Source organism: Mucilaginibacter sp. P4_C11, from assembly GCF_056402115.1.
The window spans coordinates 39,279-53,707 of the sequence record NZ_JBFUIA010000024.1 but is presented as its reverse complement, the minus strand read 5'-3'; the positions used below and the strand labels follow the sequence as shown (position 1 = coordinate 53,707).

Annotated in this window: 12 protein-coding genes; 11 read left to right on the top strand and 1 reads right to left on the bottom strand. The window is 43.1% G+C overall.

What is annotated here, in order from left to right; all coding sequences use genetic code 11:
- The first annotated feature begins 101 nt into the window (after positions 1-101).
- Complete coding sequence (locus AC1DU2_RS20980) at positions 102-1,100, top strand: NAD(P)H-quinone oxidoreductase (protein WP_477386595.1); 999 nt, start codon at positions 102-104, stop codon at positions 1,098-1,100.
- Here the strand turns inward: AC1DU2_RS20980 and AC1DU2_RS20975 are convergent.
- A complete protein-coding gene (locus AC1DU2_RS20975) occupies positions 1,085-2,431 on the bottom strand; it encodes an SGNH/GDSL hydrolase family protein (protein ID WP_477386593.1) in 1,347 nt (448 codons plus the stop codon). The genes AC1DU2_RS20980 and AC1DU2_RS20975 overlap by 16 nt on opposite strands.
- A gap of 275 nt (positions 2,432-2,706) precedes the next feature.
- On the opposite strand from AC1DU2_RS20975, the gene atpD reads away from it, so the two are divergent.
- From atpD to AC1DU2_RS20925, 10 genes are all read left to right on the top strand, one after another.
- Positions 2,707-4,212, top strand: a complete 1,506-nt coding sequence (gene atpD, locus AC1DU2_RS20970) for a F0F1 ATP synthase subunit beta (RefSeq protein ID WP_477358997.1) — start codon at positions 2,707-2,709, stop codon at positions 4,210-4,212.
- An 85-nt stretch (positions 4,213-4,297) separates the two neighbouring features.
- The gene (gene atpC, locus AC1DU2_RS20965; RefSeq protein ID WP_477359000.1) at positions 4,298-4,552 is read left to right on the top strand and encodes an ATP synthase F1 subunit epsilon; all 255 of its coding nucleotides are present in this window, start codon (positions 4,298-4,300) and stop codon (positions 4,550-4,552) included.
- A gap of 524 nt (positions 4,553-5,076) precedes the next feature.
- The gene (ilvD, locus tag AC1DU2_RS20960) at positions 5,077-6,786 is read left to right on the top strand and encodes a dihydroxy-acid dehydratase (protein WP_477359003.1); all 1,710 of its coding nucleotides are present in this window, start codon (positions 5,077-5,079) and stop codon (positions 6,784-6,786) included.
- Between the two features lie 106 nt (positions 6,787-6,892).
- A complete protein-coding gene (gene ilvB, locus AC1DU2_RS20955; protein ID WP_477386591.1) occupies positions 6,893-8,632 on the top strand; it encodes a biosynthetic-type acetolactate synthase large subunit in 1,740 nt (579 codons plus the stop codon).
- 42 nt (positions 8,633-8,674) lie between these two features.
- On the top strand, positions 8,675-9,277 hold the full coding sequence (gene ilvN / locus AC1DU2_RS20950; RefSeq protein ID WP_477359009.1) for an acetolactate synthase small subunit: 603 nt from the start codon (positions 8,675-8,677) through the stop codon (positions 9,275-9,277).
- Positions 9,278-9,492: 215 nt separating this feature from the next.
- A complete protein-coding gene (gene ilvC, locus AC1DU2_RS20945; RefSeq protein ID WP_477359012.1) occupies positions 9,493-10,551 on the top strand; it encodes a ketol-acid reductoisomerase in 1,059 nt (352 codons plus the stop codon).
- 222 nt (positions 10,552-10,773) lie between these two features.
- A complete protein-coding gene (gene leuC / locus AC1DU2_RS20940; RefSeq protein WP_477359015.1) occupies positions 10,774-12,186 on the top strand; it encodes a 3-isopropylmalate dehydratase large subunit in 1,413 nt (470 codons plus the stop codon).
- 259 nt (positions 12,187-12,445) lie between these two features.
- Positions 12,446-12,856: a GxxExxY protein gene (locus AC1DU2_RS20935; protein WP_477386589.1), complete on the top strand. Its 411-nt coding sequence runs from the start codon at positions 12,446-12,448 to the stop codon at positions 12,854-12,856.
- A 117-nt stretch (positions 12,857-12,973) separates the two neighbouring features.
- Positions 12,974-13,561, top strand: coding sequence for a 3-isopropylmalate dehydratase small subunit (gene leuD, locus AC1DU2_RS20930; protein WP_477386587.1), 588 nt, complete (start codon positions 12,974-12,976; stop codon positions 13,559-13,561).
- A 63-nt stretch (positions 13,562-13,624) separates the two neighbouring features.
- Complete coding sequence (locus AC1DU2_RS20925; protein ID WP_477386585.1) at positions 13,625-14,428, top strand: class I SAM-dependent methyltransferase; 804 nt, start codon at positions 13,625-13,627, stop codon at positions 14,426-14,428.
- Position 14,429 lies beyond the last annotated feature (1 nt).

Sequence of the window (14,429 nt, the reverse complement as noted above, 5' to 3'; positions counted from 1 at the left end):
AAGTCTCAAGTCCAAAGTCAAAGTTCGAAGAAATATCACTTTTGGCTTCAGACTTGATACTTAGTACTTCAGACTAAAAAGAAATACATCATTTCATTAAAATGAAAGCAGTTATTATAACACGCCCCGGCGATCCATCGGTGTTACAGGTACAGGATAGGCCGCTGCCAGCTTATGCTGATAACGAAGTATTAATTAAGGTATTGGCCGCGGGAGTTAATAGGCCGGATGTTTTTCAACGTAAAGGGAATTATCCGCCACCTGCCGGCGCGCCACAGGATATTCCGGGTTTAGAAATTGCCGGCATTGTGGTGGCTATTGGTGCAACAGTAACTCACCTGATGGTTGGCGATAAAGTTTGTGCCCTGGTTACCGGCGGCGGTTATGCCGAATATTGCAACGCCCCCGAAGAACAATGCCTGCCCATACCCGAAAATCTTTCGTTTACAGAAGCGGCCTCGTTGCCCGAAACGTTTTTTACCGTTTGGAGCAATGTGTTTGATCGTGCCGGTTTAAAGGGTGGCGAAACATTATTGGTTCACGGCGGCTCAAGTGGTATTGGCGTTGCCGCTATCCAAATGGCCAACGCACTGGGGCATACCGTATATGTAACAGCCGGATCGGAAGATAAATGCCGCTTTTGTGAGGCTTTAGGCGCGGCAAAGGCTATTAACTATAAAACGGAAAACTTTGCCGACAATATTAACGATATCACTAAAAGCAAGGGTGTTGATGTGATACTGGATATGATAGGCGGCGATTATACAGCGGGCAACATTAAATCGCTGGCTTTTGAAGGGCGTTTGGTGCTTATTAATACCATGAACGGCAATAATGTTCAGGTTGACCTTGCCCAGGTGATGCGAAAACGGCTTATAATTACCGGCTCGATGCTGCGCTCGCGCGAGGTGGAATTTAAAGGCGCTATTGCACATAAATTGAAAACTGTTATTTGGCCGTTGTTGGTATCCGGCCGAATAAAGCCCATTGTAAATGCTGTTTTCCCTATTGCCGAAGCCGCAAAAGCCCACCAACTTATGGAAAGCAGCGGGCATATTGGCAAAATTGTGCTTGACTTTGGCGATCAGTTGGCGCTGTAATCAGAGAGTTTGGCTTCTTTTAAAGCGGTGCCATATTTTGCGTTGGTAACCGCCACATAGTTATTGGCTAAAATGGCGTTGCCGCGCGGGCTTAAATGAACGCCATCCAAAGAAAACAACCCTCCGGTTAAATAATTTGACGAAACAGCGACGCCTTGAACAGTACTGCCGTTTTTAACCTCATTAAAAAAGGCGTAGGCATCAAATAGGGCAAGCACCTTGGCTGATGCCAAAGTGCGGATAGAAGTGTTATAAGCGCTAATGTAATCAGATGTGATAGCTTTTTCGTTAACATCGAGTATCCATTTATTTTCGATAGGGGCATAGGGCGATAAACCATAATACTGCAATCCTTGCGCGGTTGAAACCTGTTTGCCTATCTGGGCAACGTTAAGGCTTAATAATAATAAGTCTGCTGCCGTTGCAGCACGGATCTCGTAACCGTCCTGGGCAACATCCGAACTTTGTTTGGCTTCAATATATAATTTATCAAAGGCGGGATTGGTAGCTTTCGTTTTATTTAATACATCGGCCAGCGTCTTCGCAGTAAAAAATGGCAGGGCGCTTACGTCCGGAATGGTGGTTAATACTCCTTTTGCTCCGTTAGCGGTCAATTTGTTTACCAGCAGGGTATATGTTGTGTTAAATGTTGTTTTGTCTGTTAAGGCCGATGGTTTTACTCCGCCGCCTGCTGCATATCCAAAAACATCGTTGGCACCCAAATTAAGGGTGAAAAAGCCGAATGGTTTGCTGGTAACAAAATCTACATAACTGGTATTATTTGCCGGGGCGCTTAATGGCAGTAATCTTTCAAAATACCTGTTGGTGTTTCCGGTTTGTACGTTGCCTATGTCGGCCACTTTTAACCCGGCTACGCCAAAATTGTCATTATCGCCAGTGAACTTGCTTAGCAATTGCACGTTACCTACACCGCTAATATTGATGTTGTCGCGAATAGCAGTTTTTAAGGTGTCTCTTACAATCAGGGGCTGTCCGTTGGCGTCGGTCCCTTTTAGCTCCATAAAGCCTGTGCCGTTCATCTGGGCAATACTAAACAACGGCTGATTAAATGTTTTTAAACCCGCGCCCTCCAGGCTGCCTGCAAAAATATTGGGAAAGGAGTTGTAAATTCCCCAGTTATATAAGCCGTCGTTGGTATAACCGGCAGTTTGTGAATCGCCTATGGCGATGTACCGGCTGTAAAAGCCGGTATTGGTAGCCGGCGTGCTTCCGCTTACCTCTGCTTTTTTTTCCGGACCAATTGTAGTGTCAAGTTTGCATGCCGAAAAAAATAGCAATGCAGAAAAAAATAAAGCCCCCGCTAATCTCATAACTCGTTTTTGATAATTAATAGTATATATATTTAATTAGGAGTTATTTTTACGCGGCAACTATTTGTTTTGTTGCGTAATACGATTATTATTTGGGCAATTATTCGGGGGGATTTTTTTTATTTAGCTATGCCACTTAAAAATCGCTTTCTAAATGTTGACTTTCTATTTTAAAATTGGGATAGAAACTTTATCTTTGCGCCTCTGAAATAGCATCTTATATTTTACAAGCAGGATACTATTAAAAAGGAAAATTCTTAAACACCAGGTTATATATGCCAAACATTGGAAAAATATCACGGATCATCGGTCCGGTAGTTGACGTAAGTTTCGCTGATGACGCTCATCTCCCTAAAATTTATGACGCGTTAGAGATCACGAAAGATAATGGCCAAAAAATCATTTTAGAAGTTCAGCAGCATTTAGGTGAAGATCGTGTACGCGCGATTGCGATGGATTCAACAGACGGATTGCTACGTGGCATGAAAGTTTTGGATTTGGAATCGGCTATCAAAATGCCAATTGGCGAAAACATTAAAGGCCGTGTATTTAACGTAGTAGGCGATGCTATCGATGGTATACCAAATCTTGACAAAACCAATGGCCGCCCTATTCACAATACTCCTCCGCGTTTCGAAGACTTGTCTACCGAAACTGAAGTATTGTTTACAGGTATCAAAGTAATCGATTTGCTGGAGCCTTATGTAAAAGGTGGTAAAATTGGATTATTTGGTGGTGCCGGTGTAGGTAAAACAGTATTAATTCAGGAGCTTATCAACAACATCGCGAAGGCTTATGCAGGTTTATCTGTATTTGCTGGTGTTGGCGAGCGTACACGTGAAGGTAATGACCTTTTGCGCGAGATGCTTGAAGCAGGCATTATAAAATATGGTGATGCATTTATGCATTCAATGGAAGAAGGTGGCTGGGATCTATCTAAAGTAGATACCGAAATGATGAAAGATTCAAAAGCAACCTTCGTGTTCGGTCAAATGAATGAGCCTCCTGGTGCACGTGCGCGTGTAGCTTTATCGGGCTTAACTATTGCCGAGTATTTCCGCGATGGTGATGAGGATGGCAAAGGCCGCGATATCCTTTTCTTTATCGACAACATTTTCCGCTTTACACAAGCAGGTTCCGAAGTATCGGCGTTATTAGGTCGTATGCCATCTGCGGTAGGTTACCAGCCAACACTGGCAACTGAGATGGGTACCATGCAAGAGCGTATTACTTCAACCAAACGTGGTTCAATTACATCTGTACAGGCCGTTTACGTACCTGCGGATGACTTGACCGACCCTGCGCCGGCAACAACATTTGCCCACTTAGATGCTACAACAGTACTTTCACGTAAAATTGCAGAGCTTGGTATTTACCCTGCTGTGGATCCTTTGGATTCTACATCACGTATCTTAAGCCCGGCTATTTTGGGCGATGAGCATTACAATACCGCTCAACGTGTTAAAGAAACTTTACAACGTTACAAAGAGCTTCAGGATATTATCGCCATCTTAGGTATGGATGAGTTATCTGAAGAAGATAAACTGGTTGTATCGCGTGCCCGTCGTGTTCAGCGTTTTCTTTCTCAGCCGTTCCACGTTGCCGAGCAGTTCACCGGTTTAAAAGGTGTATTGGTTGACATTAAAGATACCATCAAAGGTTTCAACATGATCATGGATGGCGAAGTTGATGAGTACCCAGAGGGTGCATTCAACTTAGTTGGAAGCATTGAAGATGCCATTGAAAAAGGTAAAAAATTATTGGCAGAAGCCAATAACTAATAGAATCAAGACATTAGAGTCAAGAATCAAGAGAAGAGAAAAAAAGTCTTAACTCTTGATTCTTGACTCTTGAATCTAAAAAGAAATGACTTTAGAAATTCTTACTCCCGATAAAAAGATCTACGAGGGCGAAGCGACATCGGTTACCGTACCTGGTACCTTGGGATTATTTGAGATATTAAACCACCACGCGCCTATCATATCAACCTTACAGGATGGTAAGCTGATTGTACGTGGAGGCAACGCCGGTAAAGAAGAAGTGTTTTTTATCAAAGGCGGCGTAGTTGAAGCATTAAACAATAAGGTCATTATTTTAGCCGAAGGAATTCTGCATAAATAAACTATACCCTTATTTTTCAGAAAAAACGTCCGGGTATAGCACCCGGACGTTTTTTTTTGAATGAATTTTTTTCTTWACAAAGTTGTTTTTATCGAGGGAATAAAGAAGATAGAATTGGTATGTCAAATGGCAAATTCAAAAAATAATGTAGCATCCATCATCTGCATATCCGCACATTTAAAATCTGCACATATGAAGGCACATTTAACAAACTTTTTCAGTCACCACCGCCATTTCAGGAAGAAAATCGGCAATTTACTATGCATGCATAAAATATGTACCGAATACCGTTTTGAACTTTGGTCTATTTTGTCAAAAATTATGTTCGTTTAATTATTATAAATACGTAATTTTATATTGTTAAAATAATAAATTAAGATATATTATACTTTTTGAAAAAATAAATCCTGACTATTGTTATTCGCGGTTGCTATATCTACCTTACGTTTATTGATTCGAGCAATCATATAAACCTGGTCAACAACAAGAATATTTTATAAAAACTTCTATCATACCAAATAAAAATGAGTTCATCATCAGATACTACAGCGGCTATAGAATTGAACAAGTATAGCAAAACTTTTACCCAGGATCCAACACAGCCGGCCGCGCAGGCCATGCTTTATGGTATTGGGTTAACAGATGATGATATGCGCAAAGCCCAGGTTGGTGTGGCAAGTATGGGTTACGATGGTAACACTTGTAACATGCACCTGAACGATTTGGCTAAGATAGTTAAACAAGGGATCTGGGATGAGGATATGGTAGGCCTGATATTCCATACCATTGGTGTAAGTGATGGCATGAGCAACGGTACCGAAGGCATGCGCTACTCGTTAGTGAGCCGCGATATTATTGCCGACTCCATTGAAGCTGTTACAGGCGCGCAGTATTATGATGGTTTAATTACTTTGCCTGGTTGCGATAAAAACATGCCTGGTTCTATTATGGCTATGGGGCGTTTAAACCGTCCGTCAATTATGGTATACGGTGGTACTATTAAACCTGGCCATTGGAAAGGCGAAGACCTGAACATTGTATCGGCATTTGAGGCTTTAGGCAAAAGGATGGCCGGTACTATTGAGGATGTTGATTTTATGGGCATCATTAAAAATGCCTGCCCAAGCGCAGGTGCCTGCGGTGGTATTTATACAGCTAATACGATGGCCGCAGCTATTGAGGCTTTGGGTATGAGCTTGCCTTACTCATCATCAAACCCGGCATTAAGCGAAGATAAAAAAGCTGAGTGCCTGGCAGCAGGCAAGGCTATAAAAATATTGTTAGAGAAAGACATCAAACCATCAGATATCATGACCCGCAAAGCATTTGAAAATGCTATGGTGGTAATTATGGTATTAGGCGGCAGTACTAACGCCGTGCTGCACATGATAGCGATGGCTAAAAGTGTAGATGTAAAGGTAACTCAGGATGATTTTCAAACAGTAAGTAACCGTATCCCGGTATTGGCCGATATGAAACCAAGCGGTAAATACATGATGGAAGACCTGCACAACATTGGCGGTGTACCGGCAGTAATGAAATATTGTTTGGCGCAAGGCTGGTTACACGGCGATTGCCTTACCGTTACCGGTAAAACCATTGCCGAAAACCTGGCAGATGTACCCGAACTGGAGTTTGATACACAAAAAATTATATGGCCGGTTGAAAAACCAGTTAAAGCTACCGGCCACTTACAGATACTTTACGGCAATATTGCCGAGGGTGGTAGCGTAGCCAAGATCAGCGGTAAAGAAGGTACCCATTTTGAAGGCCCGGCCCGCGTATTTGATGGCGAGTTTGAACTGATACATGGCATACAAAGCGGCCGAGTCAAAAAAGGTGATGTGGTGGTTATCCGCAACGTAGGCCCTAAAGGCGCACCAGGTATGCCCGAAATGCTTAAGCCAACATCGGCCATTTTTGGCGCGGGTTTAGGCAGCTCGGTAGCATTAATTACCGATGGTCGCTTTAGCGGTGGCACACACGGTTTTGTGGTAGGCCACATCACCCCCGAAGCTTTTGACGGGGGCGCAATAGGCTTAATTAACGACGATGATAAGATCATTATTGATGCAACAACAAACAGGATCAATGTGATATTAACCGACGAAGAAATGGCAGCCCGTAAAGCAGCATGGCAACAGCCCGCTTTAAAGGTATCCAAAGGCTTATTATACCGCTACGCCAAAACAGTAACATCGGCAGCTGAAGGTTGCGTAACAGACGAAATGTAGAGAGAAATTGTACGTATGACGTTTTAAGTTGTACGTGAATGAAAAGTTAATAAAAAACAAAACGTAGAACGTAAAACGTTCTACGCAAAACAAAAAATAAGCGGTTATGGAAGCTATACAAGAAGTACTTACTGAAACAAAACCTACAGAAACCATTGTTGAAGTTTCAGGATCGGTAGCATTATTGGAGGCATTGATTGTTGAAGGTGTTGATACCATCTTCGGTTATCCGGGTGGTGCAATTATGCCCATTTATGATGCTTTGTTTGATTACAATGATAAGCTGAACCATATCCTGGTGCGCCATGAGCAGGGCGGTATCCATGCAGGGCAGGGCTATGCGCGGTCATCGGGTAAGTGCGGTGTTGTGTTTGCAACCAGCGGTCCCGGCGCTACTAACCTGGTAACAGGCCTGGCCGATGCCCAAATTGATAGCACACCATTGGTATGTATCACCGGCCAGGTTTTTGCGCACCTTTTAGGTACCGATGCTTTCCAGGAAACCGATGTAATCAATATTACTACACCGGTAACCAAATGGAACTACCAGGTAACCGATGCTAACGAGATTCCTGAAGTGATAGCCAAGGCATTTTACATCGCCAAAAGTGGTCGCCCCGGACCAGTATTGATCGATATTACAAAAAACGCGCAGATCCAGTTATTTAACTATAAAGGTTATACACCCTGCAATCATATCCGTAGCTACAGGCCTAAGCCTATAGTTCGCCCGCAGTATATCCAGGAAGCTGCCGCTTTAATTAACCAGGCCAAAAAACCGTTTATTCTTTTTGGACAAGGCGTGATTTTGGGCAGTGCCGAGCAGGAGTTTAAAACTTTTGTTGAAAAAAGTGGTATCCCTGCAGCATGGACTGTTTTAGGAGCCGGCGCTATCCCAACAGATCACCCTTTAAATGTGGGGATGCTGGGCATGCACGGTAACTACGGACCAAACGTATTGACCAACGAATGCGACGTATTAATTGCCATAGGGATGCGTTTTGACGACCGGGTAACAGGTCGCCTTGATAAATATGCTAAACAGGCAAAAGTTATCCACCTGGATATTGACCCTGCCGAGATTGACAAAAACGTAAAATCAACGGTACCTGTTTGGGGCGATTGTAAAGAAACGTTGCCGTTGCTTACCGCAGCTGTTGAAGCCAAACAACATACCGAATGGCTGGCTAAATTTAATGACTACACCCGCCAGGAGGTTGAACAGGTAATTGAAAAAGAACTTAACCCAACCACGGCCGAAATGACGATGGGTGAAGTAATTAAACAACTGAACGAAATTACCGAAGGCGAAGCTATCATAGTTACCGACGTTGGCCAGCACCAGATGGTGGCCTGCCGTTATGCTCAATTTAACAATACCCGCAGCAACGTTACCAGTGGTGGTTTAGGTACCATGGGTTTTGCCTTGCCGGCAGCCATTGGCGCTAAATTTGGCGCTCAGCATCGTACGGTGGTAGCTATTATTGGCGACGGCGGTTTCCAGATGACCTGCCAGGAATTGGGTACTATTATGCAAAGCGGCATCGATGTAAAAATCATCATCCTGAATAACCGTTTCCTGGGTATGGTAAGGCAATGGCAGGAATTGTTTAACTCGCGCCGTTACTCGTTTGTCGATATCCAAAGCCCGGATTTTGTGGCGCTGGCAGCAGCATACCGCATCCCCGGCAAATGTATCGACGACCGTAAGGATCTTCCATCGGCATTAAATGAAATGCTGAGCAACAAAGGATCGTTCCTTTTAGAAGTAATGGTTACTAAGGAGAATAACGTATTCCCGATGGTACCGCAAGGTTGCAGTGTAAGCGAGATCAGGTTAAAATAGGCCCCCTAACCCCCTGAAGGGGGAACTTAAAAAAAAGAAATCATGACCCAGGATACAGAAAAACAGGAATTTAACATCACGGTTTATACAGAAAACCAGATTGGTTTATTAAACCGGATAGCCATTATATTTACGCGCCGTAAAATCAATATCGATAGTTTGAATACTTCTCCATCTGAGATTGAAAGCATTCACCGTTTTAATATTGTGATTACCGAATCGGAAGATGTGGTACGCAAACTTACCCGCCAGATAGAAAAACAGGTGGAGGTATTAAAATGCTACTATCATACTAACGAAGATGTTATTTGGCAGGAAATGGCGTTATATAAAGTATCGACGGACGTAATTGCCGAGAAGGTAAGTGTTGAGCGTTTATTACGCGAAAACGGTGCACGTGCCGTTGTGATCCGTAAAGATTATACGGTGTTTGAAACCACTGGCCACCGCGAGGAAACCGATAACCTCATCACTATTTTACAACCCTACGGCCTGATTGAGTTTGTGCGCAGCGCCCGCGTTGCAATTATTAAAGATAGTGACGGATTTAACCGTAAATTGCGCGAGTTTGAGCGCCTTGAACCGGGCGAAGACGTTATTGAGAACGAATATTTAAACCAGGGACAAAAAGTATTTACGATGTAAGTTTTGAGGTGAAAGGCTAAAGCTGAAAGGCAAAAGGTCAGGGCCCCTATAAAAAAAGCGTCATTGCGAGGTACGAAGCAATCCCCAACTATACAGGACAAGCTTTCAGGTTAAGCAATGTCAAAAATAAATTAGAAAACTTAAATTACTCATAAAATCAAAATCGGTGAAATCATCACAAATCGGTGAAATCCCAAAAAACAAACAATAAAACAATGGCAAAATTAAATTTCGGCGGTACCGAAGAAAATGTGGTTACCCGCGATGAGTTCCCTTTATCAAAAGCTCAGGAAGTACTAAAAGATGAAGTTGTAGCAGTAATTGGCTATGGCGTTCAAGGTCCGGGTCAGGCGCTAAACCAAAAAGACAATGGCATCAACGTTATTGTTGGTCAGCGTAAAGGCACAAAAACATGGGATAAAGCTGTAAGCGATGGCTTTGTACCGGGCGAAACCCTTTTTGAAATTGAAGAAGCTTTACAAAGAGGAACAGTAATTTGCTACTTATTAAGCGATGCTGCACAAATTGCTTTATGGCCAACTGTAAAAAAACACCTTACTCCGGGTAAAGCGTTATACTTCTCGCACGGGTTTGGTATTACTTTTAACGAGCAGACTGGTATTGTTCCTCCTGCTGATGTTGACGTATTTTTGGTTGCACCTAAAGGTTCGGGTACTTCATTACGTCGTATGTTCCTGCAAGGCCGTGGCTTAAACTCAAGCTACGCTATTTTCCAGGATGCAACAGGTAAGGCATTTGAGCGTGTTATCGCTTTAGGTATTGCTGTTGGTAGCGGTTATTTATTTGAAACCAACTTCAAAAAAGAAGTATTCAGTGATTTAACCGGCGAACGTGGTACGCTGATGGGTTGTATCCAGGGTATTTTTGCTGCTCAATACGAAGTATTGCGTGCAAATGGTCACTCTCCGTCAGAGTCTTTCAACGAAACTGTTGAAGAACTTACCCAATCATTAATGCCTTTAGTTGCAGAAAATGGTATGGATTGGATGTATGCCAACTGCTCAACCACCGCACAACGTGGTGCTTTGGATTGGTGGAAAAAATTCCGTGATGCCACTAAACCGGTATTTGAAGACCTATACAAAAGCGTTGCAACAGGTGTTGAGTCGCAAAAATCAATCGATTCAAACAGCAAAGAAGATTACCGCGAAAAACTGGATGCTGAATTAAAAGAATTACGTGAAAGCGAATTGTGGCAGGCAGGTAAAACTGTACGCAGCTTACGCCCTGAAAACCAGGTTGTAGAAGCTTAGGTTTAGTAGTAAGTAGTTAGTATCAAGTAGTAAGATTTTTTTACTTGCATGGTACTAACTACTTTATACTATAATACAGTATCAAAGTAAAGCTGGCCGCTCATGTAGCGGTCTCGATACTTAATACTAACTACTTGATACTATAATGCCGTATCAAAGTCAAGCTTGCAGCTTACGCAGCTGTCTTGATACTTGATACTTACTACTTGATACTATAACACCATGGGACAAACATTATTTGATAAGATATGGGATGCGCACGTCGTCAGTAGCAACGAGGGCTTTCCGGATATTTTATACATCGACACACACTTCATACACGAGGTAACCAGTCCGCAGGCATTTGATGGTTTGCGCACACGGGGATTACCGGTTTTCAGGCCAAAACAAACCGTGGCCACGGCCGATCATAACGTTCCTACAATTGATCAGCATCTCCCGATAAAAGAAGAACTTTCCCGCTACCAGGTTGATATGCTCACCAAAAACTGTGCTGAATTTGGTATCGAGCTTTATGGTTTAGGTCATCCTTTTCAGGGTATCGTGCACGTAATAGGGCCCGAGCTGGGCATCACCCGTCCCGGTGGCACTTATGTTTGCGGCGATAGCCATACGTCAACACACGGCGCCTTTGGTGCCATAGCGTTTGGTATAGGCACATCACAGGTTGAGCAGGTAATGGCAACCCAATGTTTGCTGCAATCGCGCCCAAAACGCATGAAAATTGAAGTAAATGGCACGTTGCAAAAAGGCGTTGGAGCCAAAGATATTATCCTGTACATCATTTCAAAGATCTCGGCCGCAGGCGGTACAGGTTATGCTGTGGAATATGCAGGCGATACCATCCGCGCGTTAAGCATGGAAGGCCGCATGACCATCTGTAACATGAGCATCGAAATGGGTGCCCGTTGCGGGTTGATAGCCCCCGATGATACAACGATTGAATATGTAAAAGGCCGCGAATTTGCCCCTAAAGGCGAAGAGTGGGACAAAGCAGTAGCTTACTGGAAAACTTTATACTCAGATGCAGATGCAGCCTTTGATGAAGTATTATCCTTTAAAGCCGAAGATATTGAGCCAATGATTACCTACGGAACAAACCCCGGTATGGGCATTGGCGTTACACAACACGTTCCCGAAACTGCTTCGTTTGAAGCAAAAGAGCAGGGATCATACAAAAAAGCCCTTGATTACATGGGGCTGCATGATGATGAACAATTATTAGGCAAACCTATTGATTATGTATTCATCGGCAGCTGCACCAACTCGCGCATAGAAGATTTGCGCCAGGTGGCCGAATTTGTAAAAGGCAAACACAAAGCAGATAACGTAGTAGTATGGGTAGTTCCCGGCTCTAAACAAGTACAGGAACAAGCCATCCGCGAAGGACTGGATAAAATATTTGATGCCGCCGGCTTCCCGCTTCGCGAACCAGGCTGCAGCGCATGCCTTGGCATGAACGAGGATAAGATCCCGGCAGGTAAATACTGTGTATCCACCTCCAACCGTAACTTTGAAGGAAGACAAGGGCCAAATAGCCGTACCTTTTTAGCCAGCCCGCTAACTGCGGCAGCAAGTGCAATTACAGGTAAGGTGACGGATATAAGGAGCTTTTTGAAGGAATCAGTTGTCTGAACCGGAATTAAACGAATTTATTGAATTAACAGAATTTCAGAATGTGGCTTCGAGAAATTCTAAAGATGTCTGAACTGGAATTAAACGAATTTATTGAATTAATAGAATTTTAAAATAGTGCTTCGAGAATTCTAAAGATGTCTGAACGAGAATTAAACGAATTAATGAATTTATAGAATTTTAAAATGGCGCTTCAAAAATCCTATCATTCGTGTAATTCTAAGAATTCAACAAATTCCGGTTCAGAAAAAAATAACAAATGGACACCTCTAAAAAGACGCCCGACGAATTTAAAGATTGCACAAGCCGAATCATTGGTTGTGCAATGCGGGTGCATTCTTTTTTAGGTAATGGTTTTCAGGAAGCCATCTACCAAAGGGCGTTACAAATAGAAATGGCTTTAGAAGGCTTGGCGTTTACAAGAGAAATGGAAATGCCAATCTTTTACAGAAATGAACAAATAGGTACAAGGCGGGTTGATTTTTTTGTAGAGGGTGAGATAATGGTGGAACTGAAAGCAATTATTTTTTTAGAAGATGTTCACCTTGCACAAGGTATTAATTATCTCGAAGCATACAATATCAAGACAGGTTTACTTATAAATTTTGGAAGTAAAGGCCTGCAATTTAAAAGATTACTGAATAAAAAATATAAACCGGAGAATGTATGAGCCGGAATTCATCGAATTAAAGAATTAACAGAATTTTAAAATTCTAATTCAATAAATCCTAAAATTCGTGTAATTCTAAAAATTCGACAAATTCCGGTTCAGAAAAAAGAAAACATCATGGCAACCAAAATATTCAAACACATACAAACCAGCGTGGTGCCTTTGCCTATCGAGAATATCGATACGGACCAGATTATCCCTGCGCGGTTTTTGAAAGCCACTACCCGCGAGGGCTTTGGCAATAACTTATTTCGCGATTGGCGTTTTGATGGCGATGATAACCCTAAACGGGATTTCGTGCTGAACAATCCCAATTATAGCGGCAAGATCCTGGTTGCAGGCAAAAACTTTGGTTGCGGCAGTAGTCGCGAGCATGCGGCCTGGGCCATTGCCGATTATGGCTTTGATGCCGTGGTAAGCAGTTTTTTTGCCGATATTTTTAAAGGCAACGCCCTTAACAATGGCTTGCTGCCCGTACAGGTGAGCGAAGATTTTTTAAAGAAGATATTCGACGCGGTTTATGCCGATGAGCACGCCGTAGTTGAAATTCACCTGGTAGACCAGTTCATCCGCCTGGTAACCACCGGCGAGCAGGAAAGCTTCGAGGTTAACCCCTACAAAAAAGCCTGCATGACCAACGGCTACGATGATATCGACTACATCCTGAGCAAAAAGGAATTGATAGCCGAATTTGAAAATAAGTAGTGAGTTATAAGTGCTGAGTTATGAGTTTTAAAATGACCCAATGACCAGCGGAGCAATGACCTAATGACAATAGTAAACAAGCATATTCACCGGGAAGGCAAAGGCACCGCCAAGTTATTTGACGAACGTAGTTTGGCTAATGATTATGCAACGCTCGCTTCTGCCCTAAAGTCTGGTTTGCGGGTGTTGGATGTGGGTTGTGGCACGGGGGCGATATCTAAAGATATAGCCGCTAAAGTTGGGGATACCGGTCATGTTACGGGCATTGATAATACGGAGTATTTTATACAAAGCGGCAGGGAAACCTACGCTTCGGTAAAAAACCTTGATTTGATTTATACCGACCTGTTTGCTTTTGAACCTGAAGAAAAGTTCGACCTGATTGTAGCCGCAAGGGTTTTACAATGGCTCAATAACCCGGTGGTGGCATTAAAAAAAATGTATTCGCTTTTAAAACCGGGTGGCACGGTGTCGATATTAGATTACAATCACGAAGCATTGGAATGGCAGCCGCAACCGCCGCCAAGCATGCTGCGGTTTTATGCTACCTTTTTAAGATGGCGCGGCGATGCCGGCATGAACAACCACATAGCCGAAGACCTGCCCGGATATTTTGAAGAAGCCGGTTTTACCAACATCGCGGAGTTTAACGCCGACGAGGATTACCAAAAGGGCGAGGAAAACTTTACCAACAAAGCGGGCATCTGGGCTAAAGTAGCCATGTCGAAACAAATGGTAGAGGAAGGTTATATTGATGATGAGCTACGCTTTTTAGCGATAGATGAGTACACCGAATGGGTAGCAACCGACGCCGAGCGCATGGTAATGAAACTAAAAGAAATACGCGGCATAAAACCGCTATCATAAT